General features: G+C 70.1%; 14 protein-coding genes. 6 read left to right on the top strand and 8 right to left on the bottom strand.

Going from position 1 to position 14,733, the window contains the following annotated elements; all coding sequences use genetic code 11:
- Positions 1-83: 83 nt before the first annotated feature.
- The 3 genes from O7616_RS14595 to O7616_RS14585 are packed head-to-tail and all read left to right on the top strand — an operon-like array spanning position 84 to position 2,388.
- Positions 84-491: a GntR family transcriptional regulator gene (locus O7616_RS14595; RefSeq protein ID WP_282307282.1), complete on the top strand. Its 408-nt coding sequence runs from the start codon at positions 84-86 to the stop codon at positions 489-491.
- Between the two features lie 20 nt (positions 492-511).
- Positions 512-1,402 carry an ABC transporter ATP-binding protein gene (locus tag O7616_RS14590; RefSeq protein WP_282307281.1) on the top strand — a complete coding sequence of 297 codons (891 nt, stop codon included), beginning with the start codon at positions 512-514 and terminating at the stop codon, positions 1,400-1,402.
- Complete coding sequence (locus O7616_RS14585; protein WP_282307280.1) at positions 1,399-2,388, top strand: transporter; 990 nt, start codon at positions 1,399-1,401, stop codon at positions 2,386-2,388. Before O7616_RS14590 ends, O7616_RS14585 begins: the two co-directional genes overlap by 4 nt.
- A 55-nt stretch (positions 2,389-2,443) precedes the next feature.
- On the opposite strand, the gene O7616_RS14580 is transcribed toward O7616_RS14585, so the two are convergent.
- Entirely contained in the window at positions 2,444-3,532 is a 1,089-nt protein-coding gene (locus tag O7616_RS14580) for a crosslink repair DNA glycosylase YcaQ family protein (protein WP_282307279.1), read from the bottom strand.
- Positions 3,533-3,693: 161 nt separating this feature from the next.
- On the opposite strand from O7616_RS14580, the gene O7616_RS14575 reads away from it, so the two are divergent.
- Entirely contained in the window at positions 3,694-5,304 is a 1,611-nt protein-coding gene (locus O7616_RS14575; RefSeq protein ID WP_282307278.1) for a hypothetical protein, read from the top strand.
- 70 nt (positions 5,305-5,374) lie between these two features.
- Positions 5,375-5,713 carry a hypothetical protein gene (locus tag O7616_RS14570; protein WP_282307277.1) on the top strand — a complete coding sequence of 113 codons (339 nt, stop codon included), beginning with the start codon at positions 5,375-5,377 and terminating at the stop codon, positions 5,711-5,713.
- Here the strand turns inward: O7616_RS14570 and O7616_RS14565 are convergent.
- The 7 genes from O7616_RS14565 to O7616_RS14535 form a co-directional block, all read right to left on the bottom strand.
- Positions 5,710-6,972 (bottom strand): ROK family transcriptional regulator, encoded by a 1,263-nt coding sequence (locus O7616_RS14565; protein WP_282307276.1) that lies wholly within the window; start codon positions 6,970-6,972, stop codon positions 5,710-5,712. The two genes, O7616_RS14570 and O7616_RS14565, sit on opposite strands and share 4 nt — an antisense overlap.
- Before the next feature lie 112 nt (positions 6,973-7,084).
- Positions 7,085-8,188 carry a sugar-binding protein gene (locus tag O7616_RS14560; protein ID WP_282307275.1) on the bottom strand — a complete coding sequence of 368 codons (1,104 nt, stop codon included), beginning with the start codon at positions 8,186-8,188 and terminating at the stop codon, positions 7,085-7,087.
- Positions 8,189-8,240: 52 nt separating this feature from the next.
- Complete coding sequence (mmsB, locus tag O7616_RS14555; RefSeq protein WP_282261300.1) at positions 8,241-9,539, bottom strand: multiple monosaccharide ABC transporter permease; 1,299 nt, start codon at positions 9,537-9,539, stop codon at positions 8,241-8,243.
- Positions 9,536-11,083 carry a multiple monosaccharide ABC transporter ATP-binding protein gene (gene mmsA, locus O7616_RS14550; RefSeq protein WP_282307274.1) on the bottom strand — a complete coding sequence of 516 codons (1,548 nt, stop codon included), beginning with the start codon at positions 11,081-11,083 and terminating at the stop codon, positions 9,536-9,538. Before mmsA ends, mmsB begins: the two co-directional genes overlap by 4 nt.
- Positions 11,084-11,617: 534 nt before the next feature.
- Entirely contained in the window at positions 11,618-12,796 is a 1,179-nt protein-coding gene (locus O7616_RS14545) for a glutathione-independent formaldehyde dehydrogenase (RefSeq protein ID WP_282307273.1), read from the bottom strand.
- A 112-nt stretch (positions 12,797-12,908) separates the two neighbouring features.
- Positions 12,909-13,139 (bottom strand): 4-oxalocrotonate tautomerase family protein, encoded by a 231-nt coding sequence (locus O7616_RS14540; protein ID WP_282307272.1) that lies wholly within the window; start codon positions 13,137-13,139, stop codon positions 12,909-12,911.
- 29 nt (positions 13,140-13,168) lie between these two features.
- A complete protein-coding gene (locus O7616_RS14535; RefSeq protein ID WP_282307271.1) occupies positions 13,169-13,885 on the bottom strand; it encodes an SDR family oxidoreductase in 717 nt (238 codons plus the stop codon).
- Positions 13,886-14,001: 116 nt separating this feature from the next.
- Between O7616_RS14535 and O7616_RS14530 the strand changes: the two genes are divergently transcribed.
- Positions 14,002-14,622 (top strand): TetR/AcrR family transcriptional regulator, encoded by a 621-nt coding sequence (locus tag O7616_RS14530; RefSeq protein WP_282261310.1) that lies wholly within the window; start codon positions 14,002-14,004, stop codon positions 14,620-14,622.
- Positions 14,623-14,733: the final 111 nt, after the last annotated feature.

The following is a 14,733-nucleotide window of genomic DNA, read 5'->3' as shown; positions in this document are numbered from 1 at the left end:
CGCCGCCCTTGACAGCAGTCACCCCGCCGGTGAAGCTGTCTATTAGTCCTACTGTCGTAGGACAACAGGAAGGACCATCGCGAGTGATCGAGTTCGTACTGGACAGCCGGTCGAAGGTGAACACCTACATGCAGCTCGTGCAGCAGGTGAAACAGGCGCTGCGGGTCGGTCTGCTGACACCGGGCGACCAGTTGCCGAAGGTCCGGGACGTCGCGCAGTCCCTGGCGATCAACCCGAACACGGTGCTGAAGGCGTACCGGGAGCTGGAGATCGAGGGTCTGGTCGGCGGCCGACCCGGGGTGGGCACGTTCGTCCAGCGCACCCTGGCCGGCGCGTCCCTGCCCAACCAGGCCGAGCTACGCGACGACCTGGTCGCCTGGCTGCACCGGGCGCAGACCGCCGGGCTCACCGCCGAGGACGTCATCGCCCTGGTGGAGACCACGCTGCGCGCCACCCTCGCCGAGGACACCCCGCAGAAGGAACCCGCATGAGCGCAACGAGAGGACAGAGAATGGACCATGTCTTGGAGGCAGACCGGCTGGGCAAGCGCTACGGCAGCACCTGGGCGTTGCGGGACTGCTCGCTGCGCCTGCCGGCCGGCCGGATCGCCGCATTGGTCGGGCCCAACGGCGCGGGCAAGAGCACGCTGTTGCACCTGGCCGTCGGGCTGCTCAAGCCCGACGCGGGCACGGTACGGGTGTTCGATCGGTCGCCGTACGGCGACACGGACGGCCTCGCCGACATCGGCTTCGTCGCCCAGGACACCCCGCTCTACCGGGACTTCACGGCGTCCGAGCTGGTCGTGGCCGGCGGCAAGCTGAACAAGCGGTGGGACGCGCCGCTGGCCCGCACCCGGTTGGCGCAGCTCGGCATCCCACCGGACCGACCCGTCGGCAAGCTCTCCGGCGGGCAACGGGCCCAGGTGGCGCTGGCCCTGGCGCTGGCCAAGCAGCCCCGGTTGCTGTTGCTCGACGAGCCGGTCGCCAGCCTCGACCCGCTGGCCCGGCGTGAGTTCCTCCAGTCGCTGATGGGCAGCGTCGCGGATTCCGGGACCACCGTCCTGCTCTCCTCGCACCTGCTGGCCGACCTGGAGCGCGTCTGCGACTACCTGATCGTGCTGAACGCCGCCAAGGTGCAGCTCACCGGCTCGGTCGACGACCTGGTCGCCGAGCACCGCCAACTGGTCGGGCCACGGCACGACGGCGGCACGATCGGGGGCGTCGCCGCCGTCGTCCGGGCCAGCCACACCGATCGACAGTCGACACTGTTGGTCCGCACCGACGGGCCGGTCACCGATCCGGCCTGGACGATCCGCGAGGTGAGCCTGGAGGACGTCGTCCTGGCCTATCTCGCCGAGGGCACCACGCAGACCAGTCACAGCGAGTGGGGGGTGGCGGCATGATCTGGTTGACCTGGCGGCAACACCGCAAGCAGGCGTTCTTCACACTGCTGGGGTTCGCCGTGCTCGCGGCGGTGCTGGTGCCGATCGGCCTGTCGATGCGGAGCACCTTCAGCGACCTCGGGCTGGCGGAGTGCGTCAGCCAGCTCGCCCGCGCCGACGTGGCCGCGTCGACCCGCGAGACCTGTGACGCGGGCTTCCACCGCTTCAGCAACCAGTACGGCAGCCTCAACCTGCTGGCCGTCCTGCTGATCACCCTGCCGGTGCTGGTCGGCCTGTTCTGGGGCGCCCCGCTGGTCGCCCGGGAGGTGGAGCAGGGCACCCACCGGTTCGTCTGGACCCAGGGTGTCGGCCGCACCCGCTGGGCGCTGGTGAAGTTCGGGCTGGTCGGCGCCGCCGTGCTGCTCCTCGCGATCGGCTACGGGCTCGGCATGTCCTGGTGGGTGGAGCCGCTGACCCAGGCCGCCCAGGAGGGCCGCCTCGGCATGATCGTCTTCGATCTGCAGGGCATCGTCCCGATCGGCTACACGCTCTTCGCCGTGGCGCTGGGCGTCTTCGCCGGCACCGTCTGGAAGCGGATGCTGCCCGCCATGGGCATCACCCTCGCCGGGTTCATCGCTGTGCGGGCGGCGGTGGAGATCCTGGCCCGGCCGCACTACCAGCCCGCCCGTACCCAGACCTTCCCGATCGAGATGGACGGACCCCCGGAGATCAGCCGGGGGGACTGGATCCTCACCCAGGGCGTCCGCAACCCGGACGGGACGATGATCGCGGAGGACACCCGGATCCAGTGCCCACCGGGCGGGAAGGGGCCGGACGGTCGGGTCTGCGGAGCCGAACTGGGCCTCGAACCGGGCGCGTACAACTGGCAGCTCTACCAGCCGGCCGACCGGTTCTGGCTGTTCCAGGGCATCGAGACGGGCATCTTCGTCGCCCTCGCCCTGCTGCTGCTCTACCTGGCCGTGCGCCGGGTGCGCCGGATCGCCTAGCCGAGAGGTGGACGACGGGTGCTCGTCGGGGAGCCGGGGCCTCGGCGAGCACCCGTCAGCGCAGACCCTCCGGGGTCAGCGAGAGCCAGGACGCCAGCTCGCGCAGCTCGTCGTGCACGGCACGGCTCACCTGTGGCGTGAAGGGCACGTCCTCGTGCACGGCGTGCACGGTGAACGTGCCGCGCCGACGGTCGGCCGTGGCGTCCACCTTGCCGACCAGCCGGTCGCCGTGCAGGATCGGCAACGCGAAGTAGCCCCACCGCCTGTTCGCCTTCGGCTTGTACATCTCCAGCACGTACTCGTACTCGAAGATCTCTTCGAGGCGGACCCGGTCGTGCACCAGGCGGTCGAACGGCGACAACAACGCCGTACGCCCGGTGAACGGCTGCCCGAGCGCGGCCGGGTCCACCCGCCAGACCCCCGGGACTCCCTCGACCACCGCCGGTTCACCGGCGTCGCCGACCTCCGCCGGCTCGCCCGGCAGGACGGGTGTCTTCGCCCGGGCGATGCCCAGCGCGCGCAGTCGGCGCTCGTTGCGGACCCGAAGCGCCTGCTCCAGCGGCAGGACGGGGGTGCCGGCCGGATAGACGCGCTCGGCGACGTCCCACAGCCGCTGCCGGCCCTGCCGACCGGAGATCGCGACCTCGCCGCGGGCGACCAGGAACTCCAGCATCTGGGTGACGTTGCGGTTGTTGGTCCAGCCCGACGACGGCCAGGGCACCGCGCAGGTGTCCGGGATGTCGCGGGACAGCAGTGGGCCGGAGCGACCGAGCAGGTCGAGCACGTCCCGCCGGAACGCGTCGTTCGCGCGCAGCCACTCGCGCGCCCGCTCGTGGGCGGGCCAGGCGGCCATCGCCGCGAGGTAGAGCCCCAGGTCGTCCATCGGTCGCAGCATGGCCTGGTGCTCGAAGAGCGTCCGGTCCCGTTCGAGGGCGTGACGCAACTGCGCGGGCTGGTACGACGAGCCGAGCCGGCTCCAACAGACCAGGTCAGCGCTCGGCGCGACAGCAGCCGTGGGGTCGATCTGCACCAGCGTCAGCCGCCGCACCACGGTCAGCAGGTCGGTCGGGCGCGGGTCGGCCAACAGCTGGGCCCGCACGGCGATCCGTCGTGCCTGCGCGCGATCGAGCTGGCGCACACCCACGTCGGTGAGCCTAACGCCGGGCGCCGACACGCTGCTGACCAGCGCAGTCGGATTCCGGCCCGTCGCCAACGCGACTGAAAGCGTCGACACGGTCACGATCGGTGCTCCGATGTGGACCGCAGGGCCCGCGTCCGGCGGGCCGCAGCGATGGGAGCGTACGCGTGAAGTCCAGAGTCCTCCGTCGGGTCGCCGCGTCAGCCGTGGCGCTCGCCTGCGCCGTGCTGGGAGCGGTGGCACTGCCGGCCGCCCCGGCGGCCGCCAGCCCGATCCGCAACGCCACCCCGTGGTCGGTGCTGCTGTGCAAGTTCAGCGACAAGCCGGCGGAGCCCAGAACGCCGTCGCACTTCGCCAACTTCCTCACGGCGACCGGCGTCGGCACCGGCGGCGTGGCGGACTACCTGGCCGACCAGTCCGGCGGACGGGTGTCGCTGGCCGGCTCGGTGGTCCGGGGGTGGTACACGATGCCGTACACCCTGGCGCAGTTCGGTTCGATCGACCGGTGGACCCGCACCCAGCGTTGCGTGGACACCGCGGCGGCCGCCGGCTACGTGGTGCCCGCGGGCAACCGGATCGCGGTCATGCTCAACGACTGGGTGGACTCCGGTGCGGCAGGTGGCCGGGTGCTGCTCGACCCGGGCGCCTGGAACGTCGGCTTCGCCGCGCACGAGATGCTGCACGGCTACAACCTGGGCCACTCGTTCTCCAACGACACCACCTACCAGAACGCGCCGTGGTCCCAGCCGGGCGAGTACGACGACCCGTGGGACGAGATGAGCGCGATGCACATCTACGCCTTCGGCACCGCGAACTACGGCACCAGCGCGGTCGGGCTCAACGGCCCCAACCGTGACGAGTTGGGCTGGCTGCCGAAGAACCGCATCTTCACCATGGCCGCCGACGGGGTCGGCTCGCGCACCCTCACCCTGGCCCCGCTGGAGGTGCCCGCCGCCAGCGGCCCGCAGCTGATCCGGATTCCGTTCGACCCGGCCGACCTGTTCCATTACTACACGGTCGAGTTCCGCCGGAAGACCGGCTGGAGCGCCGGCATCCCGGCCGACACGGTGCTGCTGCACGAGGTCCGCAACGGCACGCCCACCCTGCTGCGTACCGGCCCCGGCGGCGGTCCGGCCCAGTCGCTCAACGCGGGCGGCGTGCAGATCGGCGTGAACTGGCTCTCCGGCAACGCCGCCTCGGTGACAGTGACCACCGACGTGGTCAACCGCTGCCTCCAGGGGTACGTCTGGCGCGAGGCCCGCGCGGGCGACCTGGTCTGCGTCACCGGCGCCACCCGCAGCCAGGTGTGGGCGGACAACGCCGCCGCACCGAGCCGCTGGGTGAACGGCCCGTACGGTCCGCACACCTGCGTCTCCGGCTACGTGTGGCGCGAGGCGTACGCCGGGGACGACGTGTGCGTCACCGGAGCGCAACGCACCCAGGCCGCCGCCGACAACGCCGCCGCCGCGTCCCGTCGCAACCCGGCCCGGCTGGTGTCCGGCCCGAACACCTGCGTCAGCGGGTACGTGTGGCGCGACGCCGACCAGTCCGACTACGTCTGTGTGACCGGCGCGACGAGATCCCAGGTGCTCGCGGACAACGCGGTCGCCGCGAGTCGCTGGGTCAGTGGCCCGTACGGCCCGCACACCTGCGTCGCCGGCTACGTGTGGCGCGAGGCGTTCATCGGGGATGACGTGTGCGTCACCGGAGCGCAACGCACCCAGGCCGCCGCCGACAACGCCGCCGGCCCCGGCCGGGTGCTGCGTCCCGGCGGCTGACCGACCGCGCCCCCGGTGGCGGAGAGCGACCGGGGGCGCCCGGCAGCAGTCGGTCGACTAGCGTCGTGGCATGACGATCTCGTTGGACGGCCGGCGGTTCGCCGCGGTGACGGACGTGGTGGCCGGCGAGGTGGGCACCGAGACGGTCTTCACGTACCACGAGCGGGCCGGTGAGGTGTGGGCCGAGTACGCCGGCGGCTCCATCCGGCGCGGCCACCTCGTCGGCACCCGGGAGGGCGACCGGTTGGACTTCCGCTACGTCCAACTCAACGCCGAGGGGCAGACGTCCTCCGGGCACTGTGTGACCGAGGTGGGGGTGGCGGCCGACGGTCGCCTGGAGCTGCGGGAGAGCTGGACCTGGGAGTCCCGGTCGGGTAGCGGCGCCAGCGTGGTGCGGGAGATCCGCTAGACCGGGTCGGCGGAGTCCACCTGACCGGCGACGCCGACGTTGAGCGGGTCGGCCAGCAGTTTGTCGAACGCCACCTCGGCCGCGCCGATCAGGACGGCGTCGCGGCCGAGGGCCGCGGCGTGCAGCCGCAGGTGCTCGCGGGAGGCAGGCAGCGGCATGGAGTCCAGTCGTTCACGCACCACGTCCGCGCCCGCGGTGAAGATGTCGCGCAGCGATCCACCGAACACCACGGCGTCCGGGTTGACCACGTTGACCAGGTTGGCCACCCCGAAGCCGAGCCAGTCGGCGACCTGCTCGACGGCGTCGCGGGCGACCCGGTCGCCGTCCGCCGCCGCGCGCAGCACCTCGGCCACCGCCGCGCGGTCGCTCGGGTCCCGGCCGGCGTGCCGCAGCAGGGCGGCCTCGGAGATCTCGGTCTCCCAGCAGCCCCGCGAACCGCAGCCGCAGGGCAGGCCGTTCGGGTTGACGACCATGTGGCCGACCTTGCCGCTGTGCCCGCGGTGGCCGATCATCAGTCGGCCGCCGACGATGATGCCGGCGCTGATGCCGAGGTCGCCGTGCAGGTAGATGACGTCGTCGTTGCCGGTCGCCACGCCCCGGACGTGTTCGGCCAGGGCGGCAATGTCGGCCAGGTCGCCGGCGACGAAGCCCGGGCCGGCGGTGAACTGCGCCTGGAGGGCGATACCCAGCGTCTCGTCGACGCCGGCGATCTGGATCCTGCCGTCCGGGTCGCGGGTGGTGTCGGTCACCGCGACCGCGCCGCCCACCAGCAGCGCGTCCGTGGCCACGGACCGTTCCATGTCGCGGACCAGGTCGGCGAGGGGTTCGACGGCGTCGATCGCCGACATGCCACCGAGGCGGGGGACCTCCCGTAGGTCGAGGATCTGCCCTCCGAGGCCGACCCGGGCGGCGCGCAGCCGGCCGGCGTCGATGCTCAGAGCGTGCGCGTACACCCGGTCGGAGCGGGGGCTGACGACCAGGGAGGGTCGACCGGCGCGGCGCACGCTCGCCGGCGCCCCCTCGGTGACCAGTCCGCCGGCCACCAGATCGGCGGCCAGGGCGCCGATGGTGCTGCGGTTGAGACCGAGTCGGCTGGTCAGCTCCGCCCGGGACGTCGGCCCGTGCAGGTGGACGTAGCGCAGGACGGCGCCGAGGTTCTGCCGCCGGATCTCCTCCTGGCTCGCGCCGGGGAGCGGCGGCAGCGGGGATTCGGTGGTACGACCGACGCCGGCCGGCCTGGACCGGACTGGTGCCGCCACGGTCAGACCTCCTTCCGGGTCGATACCGATGGGCGCGCAGGTGCGGAGACGACGATGGGTCCCGGTAGTGAAGACCCGGGACCCATCGGCGTTGCTGCCTACCGTGCGCTGATTACTTGGTGAGCGGCGCGAGCTTCGGGTCGTTGGCGTACGCCTCAGCCGCGTTCGCCTTGGTGACGGCGACCGGCGGGAGCAGGTACGTGTCGACGACCTTGCTGCCGTTGTTGTAGGACTTGGTGTCGTTCACCTGCGGGGTGTTACCGGCCTGGAGAGCCTTGACCATGTTGATGGTCTCCTTCACCAGGTTGCGGGTGTCCTTGTTGATCGTCATGTACTGCTCGCCGGCGACGATCGACTTGACCGACTCGACCTCGGAGTCCTGACCGGTGACCACCGGGGTCGGCTTGCCGGCGCCCTTGACCGAGGTCAGGATCGCGCGGGCCAGGGTGTCGTTCGGGGAGAGGACGCCGTCCAGCTCCTTGTTGCCGTAGGTCGAGGTCAGCAGCTGGTCCATGCGGGCCTGCGCACCCTCGGCCTTCCAGCCCTGGATGGCGGTCTGCTTGACGTCCTTCTGACCCGAGGCGACGACGACGTTGCCCTTGTCGATCTCCGGCTTGAGGACGTCCATCGCACCGTTGAAGAAGACACCGGCGTTGTTGTCGTCCGGCGAGCCGGAGAACAGCTCGATGTTGTACGGGCCGTTCGGCTTCTTGGCCTTCATGCCGTCCAGCAGGGCCTGGCCCTGGAGCTGGCCGACCTTGAAGTTGTCGAACGCGACGTAGTAGTCGAGGTCCGGCGTGTTGGTGATGAGCCGGTCGTACGCGATGACCTTGGCACCGGCGGCGTGCGCGGCGGCGACCTGGGTCGACAGCTGCGCGGCGTCGGTCGCGCCGATGACGATGACCTTGGCGCCCTTGGTGGTCATGGCGGTGATCTGGGCCTGCTGGTCGGCGACCGTGGTCGACGCGCCGGCGTACTGCACGTCAGCCTGGAAACCGGCCTCCTTGAGGCCGTTGGTGAACAGGTCACCGGCGAGGACCCAGTTCTCCGAGGTCTTGGCCGGCAGCGCCACGCCGATCAGCGAGTTCGCCGCGAAGCCCTTGGTGGCCTCGCCGCCGGAGTTGCTGTCGCCGTCGCGGCCGGAGCCGCAGCCCGCGAGGGCCAGCATGGCGGCGGCGCTGACCGCGACCACCGACGTGCCAAAGAATTTACGCATGGTGAGGACTTGCCTTTCTTGATGTGAGACGGGTTGGAGAGGTCGGTGGCCGTCAGCCGGACACCGCTGCCTTGGCGGGCTCGCGCTCCGCGTCCGGCGGTGAGGCGGGTGGGGCGGAGTCCTCGCGACGGAACGGTCGCATCAGGCTCCCGATGATGGAGAAGCGCCCCTGGCTCTTGTTGTAGACGTCGATCGCGACGGCCAGCAGCAGGACCAGGCCCTTGATGATCTGGACCCGGTCGGTGCCGACGCCCATCAGCTGCAGGCCGTTGTTGAGCACGGCCATGACGAGACCACCGACGATGGAGCCGCTGATGGTGCCGATACCGCCGGAGACGGCCGCGCCGCCGATGAAGACCGCGGCGATGGCGTCCAACTCCCAGCCGTTGCCGTCCTGCGGACCGGAGGCCGCCGAACGGGCCACGAAGATCATGCCGGCCAGGGCGGCCAGGACGGACATGTTCATCATGACGAAGAAGTTGACCCGCTTGAGCTTCACGCCGGACAGCTCGGCCGCCCGGGAGTTGCCGCCCACCGCGTAGATGTGCCGACCACCGGCCGTGTTGCGGGTGTAGAAGGAGTACGCGATGACCAGCAGCACCAGGATGATGCCCGAGATCGGGAAGCTGGTGCCGACGCGACCGCTGGCGAAGCGCAGCGCGGCGAAGGCGATCACGCCGACCATGACGGCCATCCGCAGGATCGAGACCCACATGGGGGCCGGGTCGGCGTCCATCGCCCGGCGGGTCTTGCGCGCCTGGAGCTCCCGCCACACCACGGCCACCGCGGCGGCGAGGCCGAGCAGCAACGTCGCGTTGTTGTAGCCGGTGTTCGGCCCGAACTCGGGCAGGAAGCCCGCGCCGATCTCCCGGAAGCCCTCCGGCACCGGGATGGTGTTGGCGTTACCGATGAACTGGTTACCGCCGCGGAACAGCAGCATGCCGGCCAGGGTCACGATGAACGCCGGCACTCCGATGTACGCGACCCAGAAGCCCTGCCAGGCGCCGATGACCGCGCCGATGGCGAGGCCGAACACGATGGCGGCGGGCCAGGGCAGGTCCCACTCGGCCATCGACTTGGCCACCAGGATGCCGGCGAACGCGGCGACGGAGCCGACCGACAGGTCGATGTGCCCCGCCACGATCACCATGAGCATGCCGATGGCCAGAATCAGAATGTACGAGTTCTGCTGGAACAGCGCGATCAGGTTGTCCGACCGCAGCGTCAGGCCGTCGGTCAGGATCTGGAACAGGACGACGATCGCCACCAGGGTGAAGATCATCCCGAACTGGCGGGCGTTGGAGGTCGTGCCTCCAAACAGGTTCTTCTGAAGGTCCTTGATACGGCTCATCGGGTGGCCAACTTCTTCGTCGAGGTCATCTGCTTCATGAGGGTCTCCGGGTCCGCGTCCGCCCGAGCGATCTCGCCCGTGATGGCGCCTTCGAACACGGTGTAGATGCGGTCGCAGAGCCCGATCAGCTCAGGCAGCTCCGAGGAGATGACGATGACGCCCTTCCCCTGGTCGGCGAGCCGCTGGATGATGCCGTAGATCTCGTACTTGGCGCCCACGTCGATGCCGCGGGTCGGCTCGTCGAGGATCAGCAGGTCCGGGTCGGTGAACATCCACTTGGCCAGGACGACCTTCTGCTGGTTGCCGCCGGAGAGCTTGGAGACGCCCTCGTCGACCGTCGGGGCCTTGGTCCGCAGCTCCTTGCGGTACGACTCGGCCGCCTGGTACTCCTCGACCTCGTTCAGCACGCCGTGGTGCGAGATCTTGGACAGCTTGGCGGCCACCGTCGACGTCTTGATGTCGTCGAGCAGGTTGAGGCCGATCGCCTTGCGGTCCTCGCTGACGTACGCGAGCCCGTTGTCGATGGCGTCCGCCACCGACTTGAGGACGATCTCCTTGCCGTCCTTGATGATCGTGCCCGACTCGTACACCCCGTAGGAGCGGCCGAACACGCTCATCGCCAGCTCCGTACGGCCCGCGCCCATGAGACCGGCGAAGCCGACGATCTCACCGCGACGCACCACGAAGCTCTCGTTCTTGCAGACCTGCCGCTCGGCGGAGATCGGGTGCCGGACGTTCCAGTTGCGGACCTCGAAGAAGACGTCACCGATCTTCGGGGTGTGGTCCGGGAACCGGCTGCTCAGCTCGCGACCGACCATGCCCCGCACGATCCGGTCCTCGTCGACCCCGTCCGCCTTGACGTCGAGGGTCTCCACCGTCCGGCCGTCGCGCAGGATGGTGATCTGGTCGGCGATCGCCTCGATCTCGTTCAGCTTGTGCGAGATCATGATCGAGGTGATGCCGCGGGAGCGGAAGCCGCGCAGCAGATCCAGCAGGTGCCGGGAGTCGGCCTCGTTCAGAGCAGCGGTCGGCTCGTCCAGGATGAGCAGCTTGACGTCCTTGGCGAACGCCTTGGCGATCTCCACGAGCTGCTGCTTGCCGACACCGATGTCCTTGACCAGGGTGTCCGGGTCTTCCTCCAGACCGACCCGGGCCATCAGGTCCAGCGCCATCCGGTTCGCGGCCTTCCAGTCGATGGCGCCCCGCTTGCGCGGTTCGTTGCCGAGGAAGATGTTCTCGGCGATCGACATGCCCGGAATGAGCGCGAGCTCCTGGTGAATGATCACGATGCCGGCGCTCTCGCTGGCCCGGATGTCGGAGAACTTGCTCTCCGACCCCTGGTAGACGATCTTGCCGTCGTAGCTGCCGTGTGGGTAGACCCCGCTGAGCACCTTCATCAGCGTGGACTTGCCCGCACCGTTCTCGCCGCAGATGGCATGGATCTCGCCGGCGCGAACCACCAGGTTGACGTCGGAGAGGGCCTTGACTCCGGGGAACTCCTTGGTGATGGAGCGCATCTCAAGGAGGATCGGCACGTCGCTCATAGCTCGTACCACCTCGCCAACGTCATCGGTTGCCTCCGGAAGGTTGAACCTTCACTTGGTTTTGTTGTTGACGGCAACGTATTGCGGCCGGAGGGTCATCCGCAAGGCGAGGGCCTGTTGAAAATGTAACAATCCGGCAATATAGACGTAGCGCAGTATTCGCCCGTCACAGCCGCATCCGCAGCCCCTCCCGGCACCTTCGCGCGCCGGTGGCAACGTTGTCAAATGCTAGCCCCGCCGAGATCAGGCCCGACGACCCCTTGACACGCGCCGCCACCAGGCATGATCCGCGGCCACCTGACGACGGTCGACGCGCTCGCGCGCCCGGCACCATCGAATGACCTTGATCAGGTCGTGAGGTCGACAGCGCCTCCGGAACACCACGCGGATCCAGCCGCAGGTGGTGTGACCCACGCCTCTCCCGAGGAGCCGGATCGACGGCTGCCGTCTCGACACGCCCGTCACCAGGAGAGGGCTCGTGGCCTAACGCCCCTTAAGGCCGATTCGGGGCGTCGTCGGCCGCGGCCCGCGCGTTCAGCTCGGACGCAGCACCGCCTTGATGACCCCGTCCTCCCGGCGGTCGAAGCGGCGGTACAACTCCGGCGCGTCGGCCAGGGTGCCGTGATGGGTCACGACGACGCTGGGCCGGGCACGACCGGCGACGACCAGGTCGCGCAGCAGCACGGTGTAGCGGCGGTCGTGGGTACGGCCGAACCGGACCGCGACACCCTTGCTGAACAGCGTCCCCCACGGCGCGACGAGGTCCTCGCGGTCGTCCGCGCCGGGGCCGGGATGCAGGTCCCGGTCCGGGTAGACGCCGGCGACCCCGATCGCGCCGACCGGGTTGATCAGCCGGGCCGCATCGACGATCACCTGGTTCGGGCGCTCCCGCTCGGGGTGCTCCCGGTCCCGGGCCTGAAACCCGACCGCGTCGATCACCTTGTCCACCCCACCCACCTTCTCCTCGCCGAGCGGCAACCCGGCCCGGGCCCGGTCGGCGCGGATCTGCTCGACCGGGTCACCACGGCGGAAGTCGATCGGCACCGCGCCGATCTCGCCCGCCTTGTCGAGCCGGGCGTCGACTCCGTCGACGCAGTAGACGACGCGGGCGCCTCTCAGCAGGGCCGAGTAGGCGCCCAACAGGCCGACGGTGCCGGCGCCGAACACGGCCACCGTGTCCCCGGCCTCGACCCCGGCCAGGGTCGCGGCGGCGTGCCAGCCGGTGACGAACGCGTCGGCGAGCAGCACGAAGTCGTCCTCGTACGCGTCCCCCGGCTCGCCGGGCACCGGCACGCAGTTGGCGTCGGCCCACGGCACGCGCAGCAGCTCGGCCTGGGCACCCCGGTACGGGCCCATCCCGGCGTAGCCGTACGCCGCGCCCGGCGCGTCGGCCCGGGCCCGCAGGCAGGCCGCCGAGAACCCCCGCGCACACATCACACACGTCCCGCAGAACAGGTGCGTGGGGATCACCACCCGACTGCCCGGCCGGACGGTCTGCACCGCGCTGCCCACCTCCTGCACCACGCCCAGCGGCTCGTGACCGAGCACCAGCCCGGGGTCCGCGCCGGTTCGTCCGTCGTACATGTGCAGGTCGGTGCCGCAGAGAGCGGTGGAGGTGATCCGCACGAGCACGTCGGTCTCCTCCTCCAGCGTCGCGTCGGGCACCTCCCGCACGGCGACGGTTCGGACGTCGGCGTAGACGACGGCTCTCATCCCGGCCCTCCTGTTCGGCGACGGCCGGTCTTCCCCCCGCCGCCCCGTTCATGCCACCGGGCCGGCCGGCCGCGATCAGGGCGGTGCCATCTCGGGATGCCTGAGTCTTTCCCTATTCGGCGCTCTGCTGTCGGCGGAACTGATCGACCGGGAGGCCGCCACGGCCCCAGTTCTCGGTCGCGACCTCGTCGATCACCACGAAGGTCGACGTCAACGGCTTGTTCAGGACGTCGCGCAGCAGCTCGCTCACGCCCTTGATCAGGGCGGCCTTCTCCTCGGCGGTCGCCGCGGACGTGCCGGGCGTGCTGCCCTCGCGGGTGATCTGGATGGTGACGATCGGCATCGCCTGCTCCTTTCCGGGATCGGGTCAGGTCAGTGACCGGCGTTCTGGCCACCGTCGACGTGCAGGATCTCGCCGGTGACGAACGGGGCGGACTCGAGGTAGACGACAGCCTCGACCACGTCACTGGTCTCGCCCATCCGGCCCACCGGGTGCAGGCCGGCGAGTGTCTCGTGCGTCTCGACCGGGTGCATCGGGGTCTTGATGACGCCGGGCGCGACGGCGTTGACCCGCACACCGCGACCCGCGTACTCGATGGCCAGGGACTTGGTGGCCGAGCTGAGGCCACCCTTGGTCAACGACGCGAGCACCGACGGGACGTTCGAGTTGGGCTGGTCGACGAAGCTGGTCGTGATGCTGACGATGTGGCCGGCGCCACTGGCCAGCAGGTGCGGCATGACGCGCCGGGTGAGGTGGAAGAACCCGGCGAGGTTGATCCCGGTCACCTGGTCGAAATCCTCGTCGGTGTAGTCGGTGAACGGCTTGGCGACGAAGACGCCCGCGTTGTTCACCAGGGTGTCGATACGCCCGAAACGGTCGAGGGCGGCGTCCACCACCCGCTGCGCCGTGTCGGCGTCGGCGATGTCGCCCCGGACGGTGACGACCTGCGGGTCGTCGGACGCGCCGATCGAGCGCGACGTGGCGACCACGCCGTAGCCGAGCTTGCGATAGGCGTCCACGAGGCCGGCGCCGATGCCCTGGGACGCGCCGGTGACCACGACGACCTTCTGTACCTGACTGGTGCTCATGGGAACCCTCTCCTGACTGGCCGAAGCCCTGACGGCCGGACCTGGTGGCCCGACCGGACGATCACTAGACGACTGGTCTACTAAAAGCTAGCCGACCGGTCGTGTATCGTCAAAGCATGGGACGGACCAGTGACGCGCGGAACAAGATCCTCGACGCGGCTGCCACGCTGATCGAGCAGCGCGGCTACTCGGCCCTGGGCGTGGCCGAGATCTGCGCCACGGCCGGCGTGCCGAAGGGCAGCTTCTACTACTTCTTCGAATCCAAGCAGGCCCTCGCCCGCGCCGTCATCGACGAGCACTGGGTCACCCAGCGCCGCCAGTGGGAGCAACTGCTCGGCACCGAGCACGACCCGCTACGGCGGCTACGGGACCTGTTCGTGGCGACCGAGGAGATCCAGCGCGTCGGCCAGCAGAAGTCCGGAGTGGTCGCCGGCTGCCTGTTCGGCAACCTCGCCCTCGAACTCAGCAACCAGGCCGAGGAGATCCGCGGTCGACTCCAGGAGATCTTCGAGGAGCAGATCGCCCTCATCGAGAAGGTCGTCGTCGAGGCGAAGGAGCGCGGCCTGGCCGGCCCGTCGGTCGACGTCCGGGAGGCCGCCCGGTCCATCGTGGCCCAGATCGAGGGACGGGTCCTGCTCGCCAAGCTGCTCAACGATCCGACCCAGTTGGAGACGCTGTGGCGCAACTGCCTGGACCTTCTCCAGGTGCCGGCGGAGGCACGGACCACGATCGACTGAGTGGGCGGGCAGCGCCGACCGATCCGGCCGGTACATCGACCGGACCACTCAGTAACATCGGCGAGGAACGATGTTCAGGCGGACCCTCACCGACCGGATCGGGCGATCGAC

The sequence above is a fragment of the Micromonospora sp. WMMD964 genome (assembly GCF_029581455.1).
Classification (GTDB): Bacteria; Actinomycetota; Actinomycetes; order Mycobacteriales; family Micromonosporaceae; genus Micromonospora.
Note: the sequence above shows the minus strand (reverse complement) of the source record. Positions and strands in the feature narration are given on the sequence as shown.

Bases quoted from the DNA above. Each gene is read 5' to 3' on its own strand.
- O7616_RS14590 (WP_282307281.1), top strand. From the start codon at position 512: ATGGACCATGTCTTGGAGGCAGACCGGCTGGGCAAGCGCTACGGCAGC.
- O7616_RS14585 (WP_282307280.1), top strand. From the start codon at position 1,399: ATGATCTGGTTGACCTGGCGGCAACACCGCAAGCAGGCGTTCTTCACA.
- O7616_RS14570 (WP_282307277.1), top strand. From the start codon at position 5,375: ATGACGATCTCGTTGGACGGCCGGCGGTTCGCCGCGGTGACGGACGTG.
- O7616_RS14560 (WP_282307275.1), bottom strand. From the start codon at position 8,188: ATGCGTAAATTCTTTGGCACGTCGGTGGTCGCGGTCAGCGCCGCCGCC.
- mmsB (WP_282261300.1), bottom strand. From the start codon at position 9,539: ATGAGCCGTATCAAGGACCTTCAGAAGAACCTGTTTGGAGGCACGACC.
- mmsA (WP_282307274.1), bottom strand. From the start codon at position 11,083: ATGAGCGACGTGCCGATCCTCCTTGAGATGCGCTCCATCACCAAGGAG.
- O7616_RS14545 (WP_282307273.1), bottom strand. From the start codon at position 12,796: ATGAGAGCCGTCGTCTACGCCGACGTCCGAACCGTCGCCGTGCGGGAG.
- O7616_RS14540 (WP_282307272.1), bottom strand. From the start codon at position 13,139: ATGCCGATCGTCACCATCCAGATCACCCGCGAGGGCAGCACGCCCGGC.
- O7616_RS14535 (WP_282307271.1), bottom strand. From the start codon at position 13,885: ATGAGCACCAGTCAGGTACAGAAGGTCGTCGTGGTCACCGGCGCGTCC.
- O7616_RS14530 (WP_282261310.1), top strand. From the start codon at position 14,002: ATGGGACGGACCAGTGACGCGCGGAACAAGATCCTCGACGCGGCTGCC.